At 56.2% G+C, this 15,585-nt stretch carries 15 protein-coding genes and 1 tRNA gene; 7 read left to right on the top strand and 9 right to left on the bottom strand.

The window, feature by feature from the left end; translation table 11 throughout:
- On the top strand, positions 1-651 hold the full coding sequence (gene phoU / locus METFOR_RS10165; RefSeq protein WP_015286050.1) for a phosphate signaling complex protein PhoU: 651 nt from the start codon (positions 1-3) through the stop codon (positions 649-651).
- A gap of 389 nt (positions 652-1,040) precedes the next feature.
- On the opposite strand, the gene METFOR_RS10160 is transcribed toward phoU, so the two are convergent.
- From METFOR_RS10160 to METFOR_RS10130, 7 genes are all read right to left on the bottom strand, one after another.
- Positions 1,041-2,072 carry an inorganic phosphate transporter gene (locus METFOR_RS10160; RefSeq protein WP_015286049.1) on the bottom strand — a complete coding sequence of 344 codons (1,032 nt, stop codon included), beginning with the start codon at positions 2,070-2,072 and terminating at the stop codon, positions 1,041-1,043.
- A gap of 237 nt (positions 2,073-2,309) precedes the next feature.
- Complete coding sequence (locus METFOR_RS10155; RefSeq protein WP_015286048.1) at positions 2,310-3,341, bottom strand: inorganic phosphate transporter; 1,032 nt, start codon at positions 3,339-3,341, stop codon at positions 2,310-2,312.
- Positions 3,342-3,373: 32 nt separating this feature from the next.
- Complete coding sequence (locus METFOR_RS10150) at positions 3,374-4,003, bottom strand: DUF47 domain-containing protein (RefSeq protein ID WP_015286047.1); 630 nt, start codon at positions 4,001-4,003, stop codon at positions 3,374-3,376.
- Between the two features lie 59 nt (positions 4,004-4,062).
- Complete coding sequence (locus METFOR_RS10145; protein WP_015286046.1) at positions 4,063-5,244, bottom strand: inorganic phosphate transporter; 1,182 nt, start codon at positions 5,242-5,244, stop codon at positions 4,063-4,065.
- Positions 5,245-5,249: 5 nt separating this feature from the next.
- On the bottom strand, positions 5,250-5,879 hold the full coding sequence (locus tag METFOR_RS10140; protein ID WP_015286045.1) for a DUF47 domain-containing protein: 630 nt from the start codon (positions 5,877-5,879) through the stop codon (positions 5,250-5,252).
- A gap of 127 nt (positions 5,880-6,006) precedes the next feature.
- On the bottom strand, positions 6,007-7,320 hold the full coding sequence (locus METFOR_RS10135; protein WP_015286044.1) for a hybrid sensor histidine kinase/response regulator: 1,314 nt from the start codon (positions 7,318-7,320) through the stop codon (positions 6,007-6,009).
- A 222-nt stretch (positions 7,321-7,542) separates the two neighbouring features.
- Positions 7,543-7,614: transfer RNA gene (locus tag METFOR_RS10130), tRNA-Ala, on the bottom strand.
- A gap of 196 nt (positions 7,615-7,810) precedes the next feature.
- Here METFOR_RS10130 and METFOR_RS10125 point away from each other — a divergent pair.
- The 6 genes from METFOR_RS10125 (at position 7,811) to METFOR_RS10100 (ending at position 12,200) form a co-directional block, all read left to right on the top strand.
- Positions 7,811-8,485 (top strand): MTAP family purine nucleoside phosphorylase, encoded by a 675-nt coding sequence (locus METFOR_RS10125; protein WP_015286043.1) that lies wholly within the window; start codon positions 7,811-7,813, stop codon positions 8,483-8,485.
- A 17-nt stretch (positions 8,486-8,502) separates the two neighbouring features.
- Complete coding sequence (locus METFOR_RS10120; protein ID WP_015286042.1) at positions 8,503-9,828, top strand: amidohydrolase; 1,326 nt, start codon at positions 8,503-8,505, stop codon at positions 9,826-9,828.
- Between the two features lie 8 nt (positions 9,829-9,836).
- Positions 9,837-11,243, top strand: coding sequence for a lamin tail domain-containing protein (locus METFOR_RS10115; protein WP_015286041.1), 1,407 nt, complete (start codon positions 9,837-9,839; stop codon positions 11,241-11,243).
- Positions 11,240-11,455, top strand: a complete 216-nt coding sequence (locus tag METFOR_RS10110) for a DUF3006 domain-containing protein (protein ID WP_015286040.1) — start codon at positions 11,240-11,242, stop codon at positions 11,453-11,455. The genes METFOR_RS10115 and METFOR_RS10110 overlap by 4 nt, the downstream gene beginning before the upstream one ends.
- 73 nt (positions 11,456-11,528) lie before the next feature.
- Positions 11,529-11,738 carry a hypothetical protein gene (locus METFOR_RS10105; protein WP_015286039.1) on the top strand — a complete coding sequence of 70 codons (210 nt, stop codon included), beginning with the start codon at positions 11,529-11,531 and terminating at the stop codon, positions 11,736-11,738.
- 30 nt (positions 11,739-11,768) lie between these two features.
- Positions 11,769-12,200, top strand: coding sequence for a DJ-1/PfpI family protein (locus METFOR_RS10100; protein WP_052310785.1), 432 nt, complete (start codon positions 11,769-11,771; stop codon positions 12,198-12,200).
- Between the two features lie 160 nt (positions 12,201-12,360).
- Here the strand turns inward: METFOR_RS10100 and METFOR_RS10095 are convergent, their stop codons facing one another.
- The gene (locus tag METFOR_RS10095) at positions 12,361-12,786 is read right to left on the bottom strand and encodes an FxLYD domain-containing protein (protein ID WP_015286038.1); all 426 of its coding nucleotides are present in this window, start codon (positions 12,784-12,786) and stop codon (positions 12,361-12,363) included.
- Between the two features lie 160 nt (positions 12,787-12,946).
- Positions 12,947-15,262 carry a PGF-pre-PGF domain-containing protein gene (locus tag METFOR_RS10090; protein ID WP_158491379.1) on the bottom strand — a complete coding sequence of 772 codons (2,316 nt, stop codon included), beginning with the start codon at positions 15,260-15,262 and terminating at the stop codon, positions 12,947-12,949.
- Between the last annotated feature and the right edge of the window lie 323 nt (positions 15,263-15,585).

Genomic DNA, 15,585 nt, shown 5'->3' with positions numbered 1-15,585 from the left:
ATGGCAGAAAAATTCCACACGGAGCTTTCAGAACTCAGGAAGGAAGCAGTGGAGATGGCACACTTCGGGAGGTCCATGCTGCGGGATGCCGTGGATGCCCTCATCCGGCAGGATGAGGACCTTGCCGTCTCCGTTGTCGACAGGAAGGAGGAGATCCACAAAATGGAAGTCCGGCTCGAAGAGCGCTGCTACCAGCTCATTGCGCTCAACCAGCCGATGGCAAAGGACATGCGGATCATTGCCTGCACCCTCAAGGTGATCACGGCATCGCTCCGCATCGGGCGCTACGGGAAGGTGATCGCAAACATTGTCCGGGACCTCTCCGACAACCCGCATATCGCAAACCTCATGAGCCTCCCCCACATGGCCGAGCTCGTCATCGATATGGTAGACGACGCGATCGAGGCCTACGATACCGACAATCTCCGGCTCATCGAGGCATTCACGCAGCGGGACGACACCATCGACGCCCTCCGTCACTCGATCTTCCGCCAGGGGATCACCTACATGATGGAAGATCCGCGGACCATCTCGCGGTGCACGCACTACATCATGGTTGCCCGGTACCTCGAACGCTGCGCCGACCATGCCTGCAAGATCGCCGAGAACGTCCAGTACATGGAGACCGGGGAGAGGGTGGAGATCCACTGAGGGGCGGCAGGGAGGATTTCGGGGAGACTCTTTGCCATAGAATTATCTCTTTAATTTGAGGTTATTTTTAGGATCGGAGGCCATTTTGGAAAACGGGTTTCCGGATAGTCGCGGTTTTTGGCGAATTACAGAGTACCTTTTTGGAAATATCGCTGCATAGGGGAGATTTTGTGGATCGGGTTGGAAAATAGACGCCAAAATCGGATTAATTGTTGCCCTTCTGATCGATCGCGAGGGGGGAATTCGGGGAAGTGTGGGGCTGAAGGAACCGGCAGGGGGAGCCGGACCTCCGGATAACGGATCATCGTTCGTGGAACTTATCAGGATTTTCGACGGAGGTCTTATTAGGGCCCAATAATGCCGGGATTGCCGGAAGGTGACGATAGAGTTCAGTACCCTATCATTATCCGTGTCACCGCAAACGCAACAAACCCGATCAGGGCACTGATAGGGATCGTGAGGATCCACGCCCACATGATGGTCCGTGCAACGCCCCACTTCACCGTGCTCGTCCCCATGGTTGTCCCGACACCCATGATGGAGGTGCAGATGATGTGCGTGGTGCTGACCGGGATGCCGGCAACCGATGCACCGATGATGGTCGAAGCCCCGGCAGTCTCTGCAGCAAACCCGTGGACCGGGCGGAGCTTGGTGATCTTGTAACCCATGGTCCTGACGATCCGCCAGCCGCCCGAGAGCGTGCCAAGCGCAATGGCCGTATGGGCGATGAGGATCACCCAGAGAGGGACCGGAAGGTGGTTCGGGTCGGCGGCTGCCCCGAAGTACCCGATAGAGAAGAGAAGCGGGACGATGATCCCCATGGTCTTCTGCGCATCGTTCGTGCCATGGCTGAAACTGTAGGCGGCCGCGGAAAAGAGCTGGAGCCGCCTGAAATGGGTCTCTGCGGAAAGTTTGTTTGCCGTCTTCGTGATGTTGAGGATGGCTGCCATAAAGAGGAATCCGCAGGCAAGGCCAATCAGGGGTGAGATGATCATGAACAGGGCAACTTCCCCGACCGTTGACCATTTAATCGCGGCAATCCCGGCCGCGGACAGGCCCGCACCGGTCATCCCCCCGATGAGCGCGTGGGACGACGAGGTGGGAATCCCGAAGAACCAGGTGATCAGGTTCCAGGATATGGCGCCGACAAGAGCACAGAGAATGATGTACGGGACGGCAGCAGTATCGACAATATTCAACCGGATGATCTTGCTGATGGTGCTCGCCACCGCGACACCAAAGCCGAATGCGGCAATAAAGTTGAAGAAGGCTGCAAAGAGCACGGCACTCCGGGGAGAGAGGACCTTGGTTGATACAACCGTGGAGATGGAGTTTGCCGAGTCGTGGAAGCCGTTGGTAAAGTCAAAGACCAGTGCAACGCCGATGATGAAGACGATCAGGCCCCACGAAGCTTCGATCATACCATAGTATCCCTTATCACGGGAAGATCTCGTTAAGCTGTCGGTGGGGCGGTTTTTCTACAGGGAATGGTTCTGCTTGACCGTCGTGAGAAAACCCTGAAAGGCTCTTTTAGTCTGGTACTGTTCGAAGAACGCTGAAGCTTCTTCTCTTCCTCAATGTTCTGCTGGACGTTTCAGAGGCGCAAGGTGGGCGATCCTAACAGGATGATTGGTATTCTGCCAAGCAGAAAAATGATGTTAGTACCCAATCACGACCCGGATCACCAAGAACGCGGCAAACCCTATCACGGCGCTGATCGGGATAGTGAGAATCCATGCCCACATTATGGTCCGGGCAACCCCCCACTTCACGGAGTTCGAACCCATAGTTGTCCCTACGCCCATGATGGACGAGCAGATGACATGGGTGGTGCTCACAGGGATGCCGGCAATGGATGCCCCGATGATGGTGGATGCGCTCGCGGCATTGGCGGCAAATCCGTGGACCGGCCGCATTTTGATGATGTTGTAACCCATTGTCTTGACAATCCTCCATCCCCCGGCAAGTGTCCCGAGTGCGATTGCAGTATAAGCAAGTATGATGACCCAGAATGGCACCGGGAGATGGTTTGGATCCACGGATACGCCGTAATATCCGATGGCAAAGAGGAGGGGGAGGATGATCCCGATGGTCTTCTGCGCATCGTTTGTGCCATGGCTGAAACAGTTAGCCGCTGCCGAGACGAGCTGGAGGTTCCGGAAGTTCTTCTCGGCCGACTGTTTGTTTGACTTCCGGGTGAGCCAGAGAACGGCCGCCATGAACAAAAAACCGCAGATGAGCCCGATTATGGGCGAGAGGATCATGAAAGCAACAACCACTTCGACCGTCGACCACTTGATTGCGGCAAGCCCCGCTGCGGAGATGCCGGCACCTGCAAGCCCCCCAATCAGGGCATGGGACGAAGATGTTGGCAGGCCGAAGAACCACGTGATGATATTCCAGGAGATTGCCCCGATGAGTGCCGCAAGGATGATGTAGGGGACGACCGCGGTCTCGACAACGTCGAGGTGGATGATCTTGCTGATGGTGCTTGCAACGGCAACGCCAAAGCCGAACGCCGCGATGAAGTTGAAGAAGGCTGCAAAGACTACGGCTTTCCTAGGGGAGAGGACCTTTGTAGATACAACCGTTGAGATGGAATTTGCTGAATCGTGGAACCCGTTCGTGAAGTCAAAGATCAGTGCAATACCGATGATGATCAGGATCAGTTCCCATGTTGCCTCGATCAATCTGCCGCCACCTCACGTCTCCCGCTACCGTCTCATGAGTGACGGATCGCAATATCGGACAGGACGTTTGCCACGTCCTCGCACCGGTCGGTCGCGGTCTCGAGATGCTCGTAGATGTCCTTGAACTTGATGATCATGATCGCGTCATTGGTCTTGAAAAGGTCCGTGACCGCATGGGCGAGCACGTCGTCGGCAAGGTTCTCGAGCCGGTTGACCTCGATGCAGCGCTCCTCGACATAGCGGGGGTCCTTGATCGACCGGATGCCCTTGACCGCACTCTCGATCTCGAGCGTGGACATATGGATCAGCTTTGCGAGCTCGACCATGTGGGAGTCGGCTGCATCGATCCCGTAATACTGCATCTTCTCCGTCGCACCGTCAATAAAGTCCAGAACGTCATCAAGGCTCGCGGCAAGCCGGGAGATCTCCTCGGGATCGAGCGGCGTGATGAAAGTGGTGTTCAACTGGTTGTAGATATCGTGCGTTAAAAGATCGCCCTTGTGCTCCAGTTTCTCAATGGCGTGGCGCTTATCCTTGACATTCGTGAAATCTTCCGTGAGGGCAACGAGCTGCCATGCAGCCTCCTTCACGATCCCTGCCTGTTTCTCGAACAGGTCGAAAAAAACCTTGTCCTGGGGTATCAGCAATTCCCGCAAACCCATAACAAACCCGTTGGTAAATCGGCCGGAGATGATAAAAATTTAGCGAAACGGGCCGTGTCCTAAAAAAGCCCGGTGACAAACGCGACAACGAAGTATCCGGCCCATGCAATGGCAAGTGCGAGGGGTATCGTAATGATCCACGCGGTCATCATCTCGCGGACCACCTTCCACTGGACCGCACTTTTGCCCCGGGTTGCCCCGACCCCGATGATTGCCCCGTTGATCGCGTGCGTTGAGGAGACCGGGATACCCGCGTGAGTGACCGAGACGAGGATCGCACTGCTCGCGGTTGCCGCACAGAACCCCTGGTACGGCCGGATCTTCGTGATCTCCCTTGCCATCTTGTCCACTACCTGCCAGCCCCCAAAGCAGGTGCCAAGGCCGATAGCAAGGGCGGAGGTGGCGACCACCCAGAACGGGACATCGAAGCTCAGGAGGATCCCGGACGAGACGAGCAGGGCCGTGATGACACCGATGGCATGCTGCCCGTCGTTACCCCCATGGGCAGTCGCCTGGACCAGGCAGGCAAGGACGTGAAGCGGCTGGAAGATCCGTCTCATCCGGTTCCGGCGGGAGTGCCGGAAGAGGTGGATGACCAGCAGGTCGAAGAAGAACGCACCGGTGATCCCAATGATAGGGGAGATGAAGATGAAGAGGACGATGGCAAAGAGGCCGGAGAGTTTCAGGATGCCAATGAACATCAAAAACGGGATGGCGAGCGCTGCCCCGCAGATCGCCCCGAGCAGCGCGCCGAGCCGTACATCCTCGTGGAAGGACGCAACAAAGAGGCCGAGGAGGACTCCCCCGACCGCACCACCGATGAGGGCAGCGCCTATGACCTCCTCAACCTCAAGCGCTGACGGCAGGAGCACCGCAGCCGGCCCCATGACTGCAATGCCGGCACCGAGAAGTCCCCCGACCATGGCATGGCTGCTCGAGATGGGGATACCGGAACGGGTGGCAACGAAGACGAGGATGATCGCTGCTCCCATGGCGACTACGATCGAGAGCGGGGTAAGCCCGTCTGCGTGGACGATGGCCGTCCCGATGGTGGCTGCGACTGCAGTCGTGAAGACGAATGGCCCTGCGATATTACAGAGCCCGGTATAGATGACGGCCTTGAACGGTGAGAGGGCTTTTGTGGCCACAACTGTTGCAATGGAATGCGAAGCATCGTTGAGCCCGTTGACAAAATTGAGAGCCAGGGCCAGGATGATGCCGAAGAGGACGAGGGGCTCCATGACCGTCACGCGTGGGCCATCGCGATGTCGTGGATCACGTGGCCGACATCGTTGCATTTCTCCATGACCTTCGCCATGCCCTCGTAGATATCCTTAAGCTTGATGATCATCAGGAGATCCTGCGTCTTGAAGAGCTCGAGGATTGCCCGCGAGAGGAGCTCGGTCGAGAGGTTGTAGAGCCGGCTGATCTCGCGGGTATGGGTCTTTACCTCCTCGGCGTTCTTCAGCGTCGAGAGGCTCTTTGTTGCATGCCCAATCTCGGTGCCCGCGAGCAGGATAAGGTAGGAGTATTCCTTGAGTACATCATTTGTCGCCGGGATCTCGTAGTTGCAGAGCTGGTGGGTGACCCAGTCGAGCCGGTCAAGGACATCATCAAGCACCGGGGCGAGGCGGGCGATCTCCTCGGGTTCGAGCGGAGTGATGAGCGATTCGTCCAGCTGCTCGAAGATCTTCCGGGTGATCTCGTCCCCGTGGTGCTCGATCTGCCGCACCTTGTGGGCTTTCTCGGTCCCGCCCGGGAGCTCGTGGGTGATCTCGTTGAACGTTGACGCGGCCTCGCCGATCTTCTCGGCCATCTCTAAAAAGAGCGTGAAGAAGACCTTGTCTTCCGGCAGGATCAGGTCACGGATGCGCATAATCTCCGGTCGTACCCTTATTGCCGGACTATAAAAAAGTGAGTTCTCAGGAAGTCTGCGTACCGGCAGCGGTTTGCCGTACAGGATTGTTTCCTACCGTCAGCTGGCCCGGCAGGGATGGAGCCTCTTACTGCGAACCGGCTTTCCTTACTTCTTCCGGCGGGACCGTGATCTCGAACAGGGCACCCTTTCCGGGTACGCCGTTCTCCCGGATCGAGATCCCGGTGAACTCGAGGATCTCCCGCGAAAGGAAGAGACCAAGGCCGGTGTTCCTGCCGAATCCTTTCTCGAAGATTTTTGTCTTTTCGGCTTCGTCCACCCCTCCTCCGTCATCTTCGTACATGATGAGCAGCCCGCCATCGAGGGACCGCTCTGCGGAGATGGTGATCCGTCGGACTTGCTTCCCGTGGCGGATGGAGTTATCAGCCAGGTTCTCGAAGACCCGGGAAAAGAGCGGGTCGGCATAGATCTCGTAGTGGAGATCGCGGGTTACGAGCTCGATGGACTCGCCGACGAGGGTCTGCCGGAGCGGATCGATCGCCGTGGCGAGGTCCTGCCAGCGGGGGGCCTTAACCCCGATGTCCTCGTACTGCTTGGTGAACGCGATCTGCCGCTGGATCTTCTGTGCGGCTGCCTTCGCTTTCCCGATGTATTCAATGACTTTTGCGTCCTGGACCTCCATCTCCGCAAGCTCGATGTAACCATGGAGCGAGAGGATCTGGTTGTTGATGTCGTGCCGGGTTACGCTCGTCATGAGATTGAGCTTCCGGTTGGCATTGGCAAGCGCCCTCTCCACCCGCCCCCGCTCGGCATTCTCCGTTGAAAGGTTCCGGTTTGCCTGCTGGAGGTCCTCGACTGCCGCCATCAGTTCCTCGTTTAAGGCGGTCATGTGCTCGTGTGCCTCCTGCAGCTCGGTGTTCTTTTTGATAGCAAACTCGTACGTGGAGAGAAGGACGTCGAGGATCCGTGATCGGCTGAACGTGATGGTATACAGCTGCCCGTCAAGGATGTACTCAAACGCATCCCGCTGCCCATCCGGGTCGGGTGTATTTTTCGCGTCAAATGCAGAGGCAATCCGGGAATGGACCTGCTCCGGATCATAGGGTTTGACAATGAAGTTCTCTGCTCCGGCCACAAGTCCCTTCAGCACGTCAGAAGGATCATGGAGCTGGGTGACGAGGATGACCGGTATCCCTGCCGTTGTGGGATCAGACTTGATTGTATGACAGAGCTCGTACCCGTCCATGCCCGGCATCACGATGTCGGTGAGTACGATATCGGGAGGATTGTTCCGGATCGCTGCCAGCGCTTCCTCTCCCGCGGATGCTGCTACGACCAGAGCCCCTTCCAGTTCCAGGAGATGGCAGAGGTACTCGGCCTGGGTGCGGCTGTCCTCGACAACAACGATCCTCCTGCCGGAGAACCGGTTCAATCCGACCATACGGGTAACTTCCCTCCTTACGGGTGTATCGTTCCGCACCCATCCCGGAAAAAACGCGGTTGGCGGGGATGTGGTGCAGCTGATGCGACTGTTTCGCCTTCACCTTTCTTATGTATTCCGAAATCGATTCCGGGAGAATCTGCCGGAACGGGGAAAAACCGCAGGAACTGTCTGGCATAATACAAAAAAACGGGAGAAATGGAGAGATTGCGGGAGAAGAAATGGACCGGGCGGGAATTGAACCCGCGGCCTCTTCCATGCCAAGGAAGCGATCTACCACTGATCTACCGGCCCGCTCCTATCTAGTAGGTTGGCATAGGATAAAAGAATTGTTCGTCAACTCCCGGCCCGGGCCCTGGTGCCCGCGTCAGTTCCTCCCCATAATTCGGTATGTATTAGTGCATCGCCGCCAACCTTTCCTTAAGGAAGGAAAGAATTCCATGGCTGTTAGAACTCTTCTGCCACCCGGTATCCCTCCCGGGAGGGGCTGATGCTCGGGATCATCGGGGGCACGAGCCTGCTCTTCTCCACGCTCCCGCAGTTAGCAAAGAAGACGGTGGCAACGCCGTTTGGCCCTGCCGACCTGCTCTGCGGCAGGGATCTCGTCATGCTGATGCGCCACCAGAACAACCGCCCCCCGCACCGGATCAACTACCGGGCGAACCTTGCGGCCATGGCAATCGCGGGCGTTACACGGATCGTGGCATTCGGGTCAACGGGTTCGCTGAAACAGGAGATCGCGCCCGGTTCTCTGCTTATCCCCACAGACTATGTGAGCATGACGGACATCCCCTCCATCCACGACCACGCAATCGAGCACGTCCGCCCCGAGCTCTCGGAACGTCTGGCAAAAAAACTGAAAGAACTGGTCCCTTCGGCCCGGTACGGCGGTGTTTACGTCCAGACGCGGGGTCCGCGGATCGAAACCATTGCGGAGGTGGAAGCGCTCGCGAAGATCGCAGATGTTGTCGGCATGACGGTCGCATCCGAAGCTACCCTTGCCCGCGAACTGGGGATTGAGTTTGCCGCACTCTGCACCATCGAGAACTATGCGAACGGCCTTGGAAAGGAAGTCCTGACGTACGAGCATATGGTCAGCGTTTCGCGGCAGCACAAGGACAGGACAGAAGAGATTATGAACACGATCATTGCACACATGAGCTGAATGGAGCGGGAAGATCAATGACTTCAGATGATATGGACGGGATATTCGGGAAGAATCACTCCCTGCTGATAACAAATGTTGTGGTGGATACCAAAAAGGTCGACATCGTCATCGATGAAAAGGGGATCATCACCTCAGTCGGGGAGATGGCAGGAAAGGCGTGGAAGGGCGACGAGGACTTCCTGATTGACGGGAACGGGGCGCTTGCCCTCCCGGGACTTGTCAACACGCACACCCATGCGGCGATGACCCTCCTGCGGGGCTATGCCGACGACATGATCCTGCAGGACTGGCTTTCCCAGAAGATCTGGCCCTTGGAGGCCCACCTGAAACCCGAGGATATCTACTGGGCGACGAAGCTTGCCTGCATCGAGATGATCCGGTCCGGCACGACTGCGTTCAACGACATGTACTTCATGATGGACCAGGCAGCGAAGGCCGTGAACGAGACCGGCATCCGGGCCGTCCTCTCGTACGGGTTCATCGACCTCTTCAACGCGGAGAAACGGGAGGCCGAGTGCAAGGCAACCGAGAATCTCGCAGCGCACATCAAATCCCTGGACAACCCCCGGATCACCGCAGCCGTCGGGCCGCACGCGATCTACACGGTCTCCCCGGAAGGCCTGAAGTGGTGCGCCGAGTTTGCACAGCAGCAGAAGATCGGCATCCACATCCACCTGTCCGAGACCGAGAAGGAGGTGACCGACTGCGTTGCAACCCATGGGAAACGACCGGCCGCCCATCTCGACTCCTGCGGCATCTTAACACCCCGTACCGTCGCCGCCCACTGCTGCTGGCTGGACGATGCAGAGTGCCGGCTGCTGGGCGAACGCGGCGTCTCGGCTGCCCACAACCCGGTCAGCAACATGAAGCTTGCCACCAACCGGGCCATGCCGTATGCTGACCTGAAGGCAGCCGGTGCGAACACCTGCCTTGGCACGGACGGGTGCGCTTCGAACAACAACCTCGACATGCTCGAAGAGATGAAGGTCGCAGCCATCCTCCAGAAGTTCTTCTGGAACAATCCCACCGTGCTTCCGGCGCCGGAGGCCCTTGCCATGGCCTCAGCAAACGGCGCAAAGGCGCTCGGCCTCCCCACCGGACGGCTCGTTGCCGGTGTACCGGCCGACATCATCCTTGTCAGCAACCGCGATGCCTGCAACATCCCGCTCCACAACGCGACCTCGAATCTCGTCTACTCCACGAACGGCGGTTCGGTCGAGACCACGATCTGCAATGGCCGCGTGCTGATGCTCGACCGCGGTATCCCCGACGAGGCATATGTGCTGAACGGGGCCGCGGAAGCGGCTGTTGCTCTTGTCGAACGGGCACAATCGGGATAAGGAAACCTATGCGGGTGTCTTCTCCGTTTCAACTGCGGGCCGGTGCCTGCCTCACCCTCATCCTTGTTTTTGCACTCCTTCTTGCCGGATGCACCTCCTCGGGCACGCACTCCGGCCCGGTTCTCAACCAGAGCACCACGGGCGACCTCAAGGTATATTTCCTGGATGCCGGGCAGGGCGACTCGTCGGTCATTCTCTTCCGGGACGCGGTGATCCTGATCGATGCCGGTGACACGGACCGGGGCGACACGGTTGTTCGTGCCCTGCAGGATCTTGGTGTCAGGAAGATCGATCTCCTCGTGGCAACGCACCCGCACGCTGACCATATTGGCGGGATGCAGGACGTGCTTGCGAATTTCGAGGTCGGCAAAGTTCTCGACTCCGGTCTCCCCTCCTCATCGTCCCTGTACGAGAAGTTCCTTCTTACGATCGACCGGAAACAGATCCCCTACATTGTCGCGGAACGGGGCCAGACCATCGGGATCGATCCCGCGCTCCGCCTCCTCGTGCTCTCGCCCCCCAAAGAGCGGAATAGCGACGATCTCAACACCAACAGCATCGTCCTCCGGGTCTCGTACGGCACCGTGAACCTGCTTTATATGGGTGATGCGACGATTCCTGCGGAAGAGTCACTGGCGAAATCCGGCTACCCGCTGGACGCACAGGTGCTGAAGGTCGGCCACCACGGGAGTTCCGGCGCAAGCTCGGCAGCGTTCCTTTCCCGTGTTAATCCGCAGGTTGCCATCCTGTCCCTGGGGAAAGGAAATGATTACGGGCATCCCCACAGGGAGACGCTCGAACGGCTGAACGCTGCAGGTCCCACGGTCTTCCGCACGGATACGGACGGGACGATCCGCGTGGAGAGCGACGGGAATACGATCTCGGTTACAACAGAGAACGGGGATGCGGGTTTCTGGAATGCGGCAGTCACGGCAACGCATCCGGTTCCGGCAACCAGCAGTCCGGTACCATCCCAGCCGACAATCTCCCTGGATATGGCTGATCTTGCATCGTCCCTCCCCGCGAATGTCACGATGCCGGTAACGCTCCCTCTGGTCCAGCTCGGGAACGCTTCCGGCGTTTACATCAGCAGGGTGCAGTTCGATGCACCGGGCGATGACCGGGAAAACCTGAACGGGGAATGGGTCACGGTCACGAACCGCGGAGACGAGGCGGTCCTGATCCCCGGCTGGACGCTCTCCGATAAAACCGGCTCGGGCACCTTCACCTTCCCGGCCGTCCTCCTTCTCCCATCATCGTCGGTCACGGTCTTTTCCGGGAGCGGCAGCATGAACGATACGGCGCTCTACATGGGCAGGTCATCCCCTCTCTGGGGCAACAGCGGCGACCTCGCGATCCTGCGGGACGGCACCGGGACGATTATCGACACGCGGGCAGATGAGGCAGAGGCATGAAGGCAACCATCGACCGGATCGAGAATGGGATTGCCATCCTTATCGACCGTGAAGACGGTACCCGGCACATCAGCATCCCGGCGCTGCTCCTCCCCCCGGGCAGCCGGGAGGGGGACGTGATCACCGTCATGCTGGAGCGGGACGAAGAAGCAACTGCCGCGGCAAAGGCCCGGGTATCCGGCCTGGTGGAGAAACTCAGGAAGCGTTCCTGACCGTGCAAAGAACGTATTTTTCGCCGGAAAAGGTCGACAGCGTTTTACCCTTTTACCGACAAATGACGGTACTATGACCCATCATCACGAGGCATTCAATCATCACGATCACTCAGGGCACGGTGAGAATTCGCGGGCATGCCGCATCTGTTCGGAATCGTACGATCAGGGGAAGAATCCCTCGTTCCTCGGTATCTGCGAGACCTGCGGGTACAAGATCCTGATCGTGCTCCTCGTCATTATGATCTCGACGTCGTATATTGCGTTGTTCGGCGTCCTCTGATCCATTTTTCTTATCCTGGAGAAATTTCCCATGAAGATCGCGTTTGTTGTGTACGATAATCTCACCCTGCTCGATTTTGCCGGTGCCTATGATCCCCTGACCCGGCTGAAGACCATGGGATTTGTTCCCGATCTTACGTACGATATCTGCTCCCGCACGGGAGATGTCCGGTCATCGGAAGGGGCCCGGCTTGCAGCCGACAGGGCAGCACCCGATCTCTCAGAATATGATTATGTCATCGTTCCGGGCGGCGACGGGATCCAGCCGCTCATGAAGGACCCGGAATTCCTGCGCTGGATCGCGGTGGCCTCTCCTAGAACAACGGTTGCAGCCCTTTGCGGCGGATCGCTCCTGCTCGGGGCTGCCGGTTTGCTGAAAGGGAAAGCGGGCGACAACGCACCCGCAGTTTGCGGGATTCCTGAATCACTTCGCGGGCGAAGTCCTGCCGGACCGGATCGTTGATGAAGGGAACATCATCACGGCCGGCGGGGTGACAGCAGGCATCGATCTCGGCCTGTACCTGTGCGAAACCATCGCCGGGCCTGAAGTGCGAAAAAAGATTGCGGCGCAGATGGACTACACCGGTTACCGCGTGGGCTAAACGGGAGAGCGCTCTTCCCGGTTACCGGAGAAATACCGGTTCCAGGGTGTACCTGAACGCACCGGCGTCCGAGGGAATATCTGCCGTGAGCGTGAATGGCACGATCTCGTGGTACCCGACACGCCCGGCATACCCGTCGGCCGAAGCGAGTCGTTTTCCGGTAGTGTCATAGAATGTTGCCCGCACCGTGAGCTTGTCCATCGGGATGCTGCAGATGTTGCTGACATGACCGGTGATCGTGATCTCCCGCACCGGCCCGTAATTCATGCTGTGCGCAGAATCATCGACCTGGAAGAAGCAGTCGTTTGCATTGAAGTTCTGCGGTATCGAGGTGATGGTCTCCGGCACCGTTGTCTCAGTCTTCGGCGATATACATCCCGCCATGGTAGATGCAGCAAGGATAATAAGCACAAAGCCAAGAACCGGCATGAGACGATCACCGTTCATATGATGCAGAATGAGTTGTTCTGGAGAAATAGTTTTTCCCTTTGAATCCAAAAAAGAGGTTCTGCTTTATCTGTTTCGGCAGGAAAAAGTCCAAAAGAGAAAACATACTATACTATTCGAAGGATTCCTCCCTCGTGTCTCCCGTTCTATAATTAAAAAATTATCTTGAATTATCAAATAATGTAGGGTTCTGACGGCGCACCGACCGCCGGTGAACAAGGAATGCCCCCATGATGATTGCCGCGACCCCAAGTATTCCGGTTACAACCATTATCGAAATGGGCGTCCCTTCAACAGGTGGCGACAACAGGGATGATGATGCAACCGTTGTTTGTGTTGTTGTGATCGATGCCACCGTTATCCTTGGGGTCGTAGGGTTCATGCCGGAGGACATCTTATCCGAAGACATAGTAACTACTGCAGTGGTAGCTGATGATGTTGATACTGCCGACATGTTTGTGCCATTCTGCTGGTAAGCGATTGCAAAGTAGGAGAAACTCGGGGAGATTGCCTCATACCTCACGGAGTCTGCGTTTTCTGAGATAAACCGGGTCTCGAGTGCTTGCCACTGTCCGTTGACATAGTGCATCATGACGATATCCCCTTTCGTGAGCGCGTTAGCAGAGAGCCATGATTTTGGTACATTGAATGAGAGAATTGCCTGGCTGAGTGTACCGGGGATAGTACTAGTCGTGATTGAGATATATTGGTAAACGGGTGTTGAAAGTGATTTGATGGTCGAGGGCAGGGGGCTCACCGGTCGGGCGGTGATGACAAGATTTTTCCCAAGGTTAGTACCAACTGCCTCCACGCTTGTCACGGCCGAACCGCCTCCGACATTAACCACATCCTTTGTCTTTGAAACTGAGGTCATTCCAGGGGGATCGGAACTGCCGCCATTCCCGCTCGTGGATGATCCGCTGCTGGATCCGCTGCCGGATGACCCCTCGCCGAAATCATATTTGCTGAAGTGTTGGACCGGGAGTCGGATCCAGCCGGAGCCGATCGTTACATCGTCGCCAGTGGCAACAAATCCAGCTTTATCAAGCCATATGCCTTTGTTATAAAGGACATAGGATGTACCAGCATCCGTTGTGGCAGTGATCTTGATGTCATTTCCTGATGCAAAGTTAAATCCCGTTGGGTAGACGGTTAAGATTGCTTTCTTGTTGAATGCTGACATTCCTGCAGAAGATACAATAAGGTCTATGCTGTTTCCCGCAGAAGCGATGTTCAGGTTATTACCGAGGTTTTGAAGGGCGGAACCGGTTGTCGGATCTGTCAGATCAAGGATGTCTGAGAAACTCAGGTTACCGCGGAGTGTGTGTGTTGCTGCATCTTCGGCAACAAAGCGAAGGTTGGATGCGGCAGTGAAGTCCGGGATAGTCGACCAGTTGGTGGTCTGCGTCTCATTGAACTGCATCCCGCTGGGCATGGTGACAGAATGTACAGGATCGAAGTTCAGGACTACAACAGTACCGATTTTGAATTCCTGGTATGAGCTCCCGAATGAGTTGTCACCAAATGTTATATTGACAGGGATCTCTGCAGGGAACTTGTAAAAAACAGTATTCTTGGTATAATTGAACAGGAGTCCTCCGGAATAGCCATTGACCACATCAAGGGATGTATTCGTGTGCTGATCTGTGACAGTGCCCGACATATTGGTGAAATTTGCAGATATTCCCACATTCCCGGCAAGGGGGAGACAATGAGTGACGTTGATAGTCATATTCTGGTTTAATCCGGAGGGTGACCAGCTTTCGTTAAAGAAATACCATGCATATGTGTTTTTTACCGCAGTCCCGTTGTATATGTATACTACCGGCACAAACCCGGTATCTGACAAAGTATTTCCAGATGCAGTGGATTCAAGCCATACTTTCCCCCCGGCTGCCGTGATGTTTGTGGTGTTAAAGGAGATTGTGTTGGAATCTCCGACAAGGTTTATCCCCTTTGCCGCTGCCAGCGAGGATGCTACCGTTGAAGAAGATGAGAGGGTGATCTGGTTCTGGGAACCGGAAACATTGACAATCGGGGAGATTGACGAGCCGGAAATTTCCCAGGCACCGAGATTGTTGCTGTTCCCGCTGACATTAATCCCCGTTTTGCTGAACGATCCGGCTGAAAGGACTGGATTCCCATTAGTGGTAATGGTCATGCTAGTGCCATCCAGCTTAATCAGGCTTGCATCGAGGAACCGATCATTGGTACCATCCGGATCGTACTGGAAGCGTGCAGCATCCGCAAATGTGACTGTTTTACCGACACCGTTGAACCGGAGGGTATTGTTGAGAAGGATCGTATGGCCATTGGATTGGAGGGTAAACGTCTTATCGAATGAGGTTACATTCCCCAATGTCTTCGTTGAATTGACATCGGCGTTCAGGGAACAGTACGTCTTCCCTTCCATGAGTGGGACATCAAGTTCATCATAAGTATAAACACCATCACATGTTATTTTCGTTGCCGCCATAACGGCGGACGGTACCAGGCACAACCCGATCAGAAAAACAAAGCAGATTATCCGTAATTCAAATTTCATCCTCTCTCTCCGGAGTTAACGATTGTACATTAATTTATCGGATACTTAAGTATATGCACCACTTTTCCCCGTTTTCTACCGATGAAAACCAAAATTTTTATATGGATGTAAATCGCGTTGTATAAAATGTCCCGTTTTTTTTACAAAATTATTGGAAAACCCCTGCGCTGGCATGCCCGAACCGGCTTTTCTGCCAAGCCGGAGCCTTTATGAAAAACCCGCGGTGTAAGTTTTCGGTATGATTGTATGTCATC

It is taken from the genome of Methanoregula formicica SMSP (genome assembly GCF_000327485.1).
GTDB lineage: Archaea > Halobacteriota > Methanomicrobia > Methanomicrobiales > Methanospirillaceae > Methanoregula > Methanoregula formicica.
Note: the sequence above shows the minus strand (reverse complement) of the source record. Positions and strands in the feature narration are given on the sequence as shown.

Excerpts from the sequence above, each read along its gene's own strand:
- phoU (WP_015286050.1), top strand. The coding sequence starts at position 1 with ATGGCAGAAAAATTCCACACGGAGCTTTCAGAACTCAGGAAGGAAGCA.
- METFOR_RS10160 (WP_015286049.1), bottom strand. The coding sequence starts at position 2,072 with ATGATCGAAGCTTCGTGGGGCCTGATCGTCTTCATCATCGGCGTTGCA.
- METFOR_RS10150 (WP_015286047.1), bottom strand. The coding sequence starts at position 4,003 with ATGGGTTTGCGGGAATTGCTGATACCCCAGGACAAGGTTTTTTTCGAC.
- METFOR_RS10145 (WP_015286046.1), bottom strand. The coding sequence starts at position 5,244 with ATGGAGCCCCTCGTCCTCTTCGGCATCATCCTGGCCCTGGCTCTCAAT.
- METFOR_RS10140 (WP_015286045.1), bottom strand. The coding sequence starts at position 5,879 with ATGCGCATCCGTGACCTGATCCTGCCGGAAGACAAGGTCTTCTTCACG.
- METFOR_RS10135 (WP_015286044.1), bottom strand. The coding sequence starts at position 7,320 with ATGGTCGGATTGAACCGGTTCTCCGGCAGGAGGATCGTTGTTGTCGAG.
- METFOR_RS10125 (WP_015286043.1), top strand. The coding sequence starts at position 7,811 with ATGCTCGGGATCATCGGGGGCACGAGCCTGCTCTTCTCCACGCTCCCG.
- METFOR_RS10120 (WP_015286042.1), top strand. The coding sequence starts at position 8,503 with ATGACTTCAGATGATATGGACGGGATATTCGGGAAGAATCACTCCCTG.
- METFOR_RS10115 (WP_015286041.1), top strand. The coding sequence starts at position 9,837 with ATGCGGGTGTCTTCTCCGTTTCAACTGCGGGCCGGTGCCTGCCTCACC.
- METFOR_RS10110 (WP_015286040.1), top strand. The coding sequence starts at position 11,240 with ATGAAGGCAACCATCGACCGGATCGAGAATGGGATTGCCATCCTTATC.
- METFOR_RS10105 (WP_015286039.1), top strand. The coding sequence starts at position 11,529 with ATGACCCATCATCACGAGGCATTCAATCATCACGATCACTCAGGGCAC.
- METFOR_RS10100 (WP_052310785.1), top strand. The coding sequence starts at position 11,769 with ATGAAGATCGCGTTTGTTGTGTACGATAATCTCACCCTGCTCGATTTT.
- METFOR_RS10095 (WP_015286038.1), bottom strand. The coding sequence starts at position 12,786 with ATGAACGGTGATCGTCTCATGCCGGTTCTTGGCTTTGTGCTTATTATC.
- METFOR_RS10090 (WP_158491379.1), bottom strand. The coding sequence starts at position 15,262 with ATGGCGGCAACGAAAATAACATGTGATGGTGTTTATACTTATGATGAA.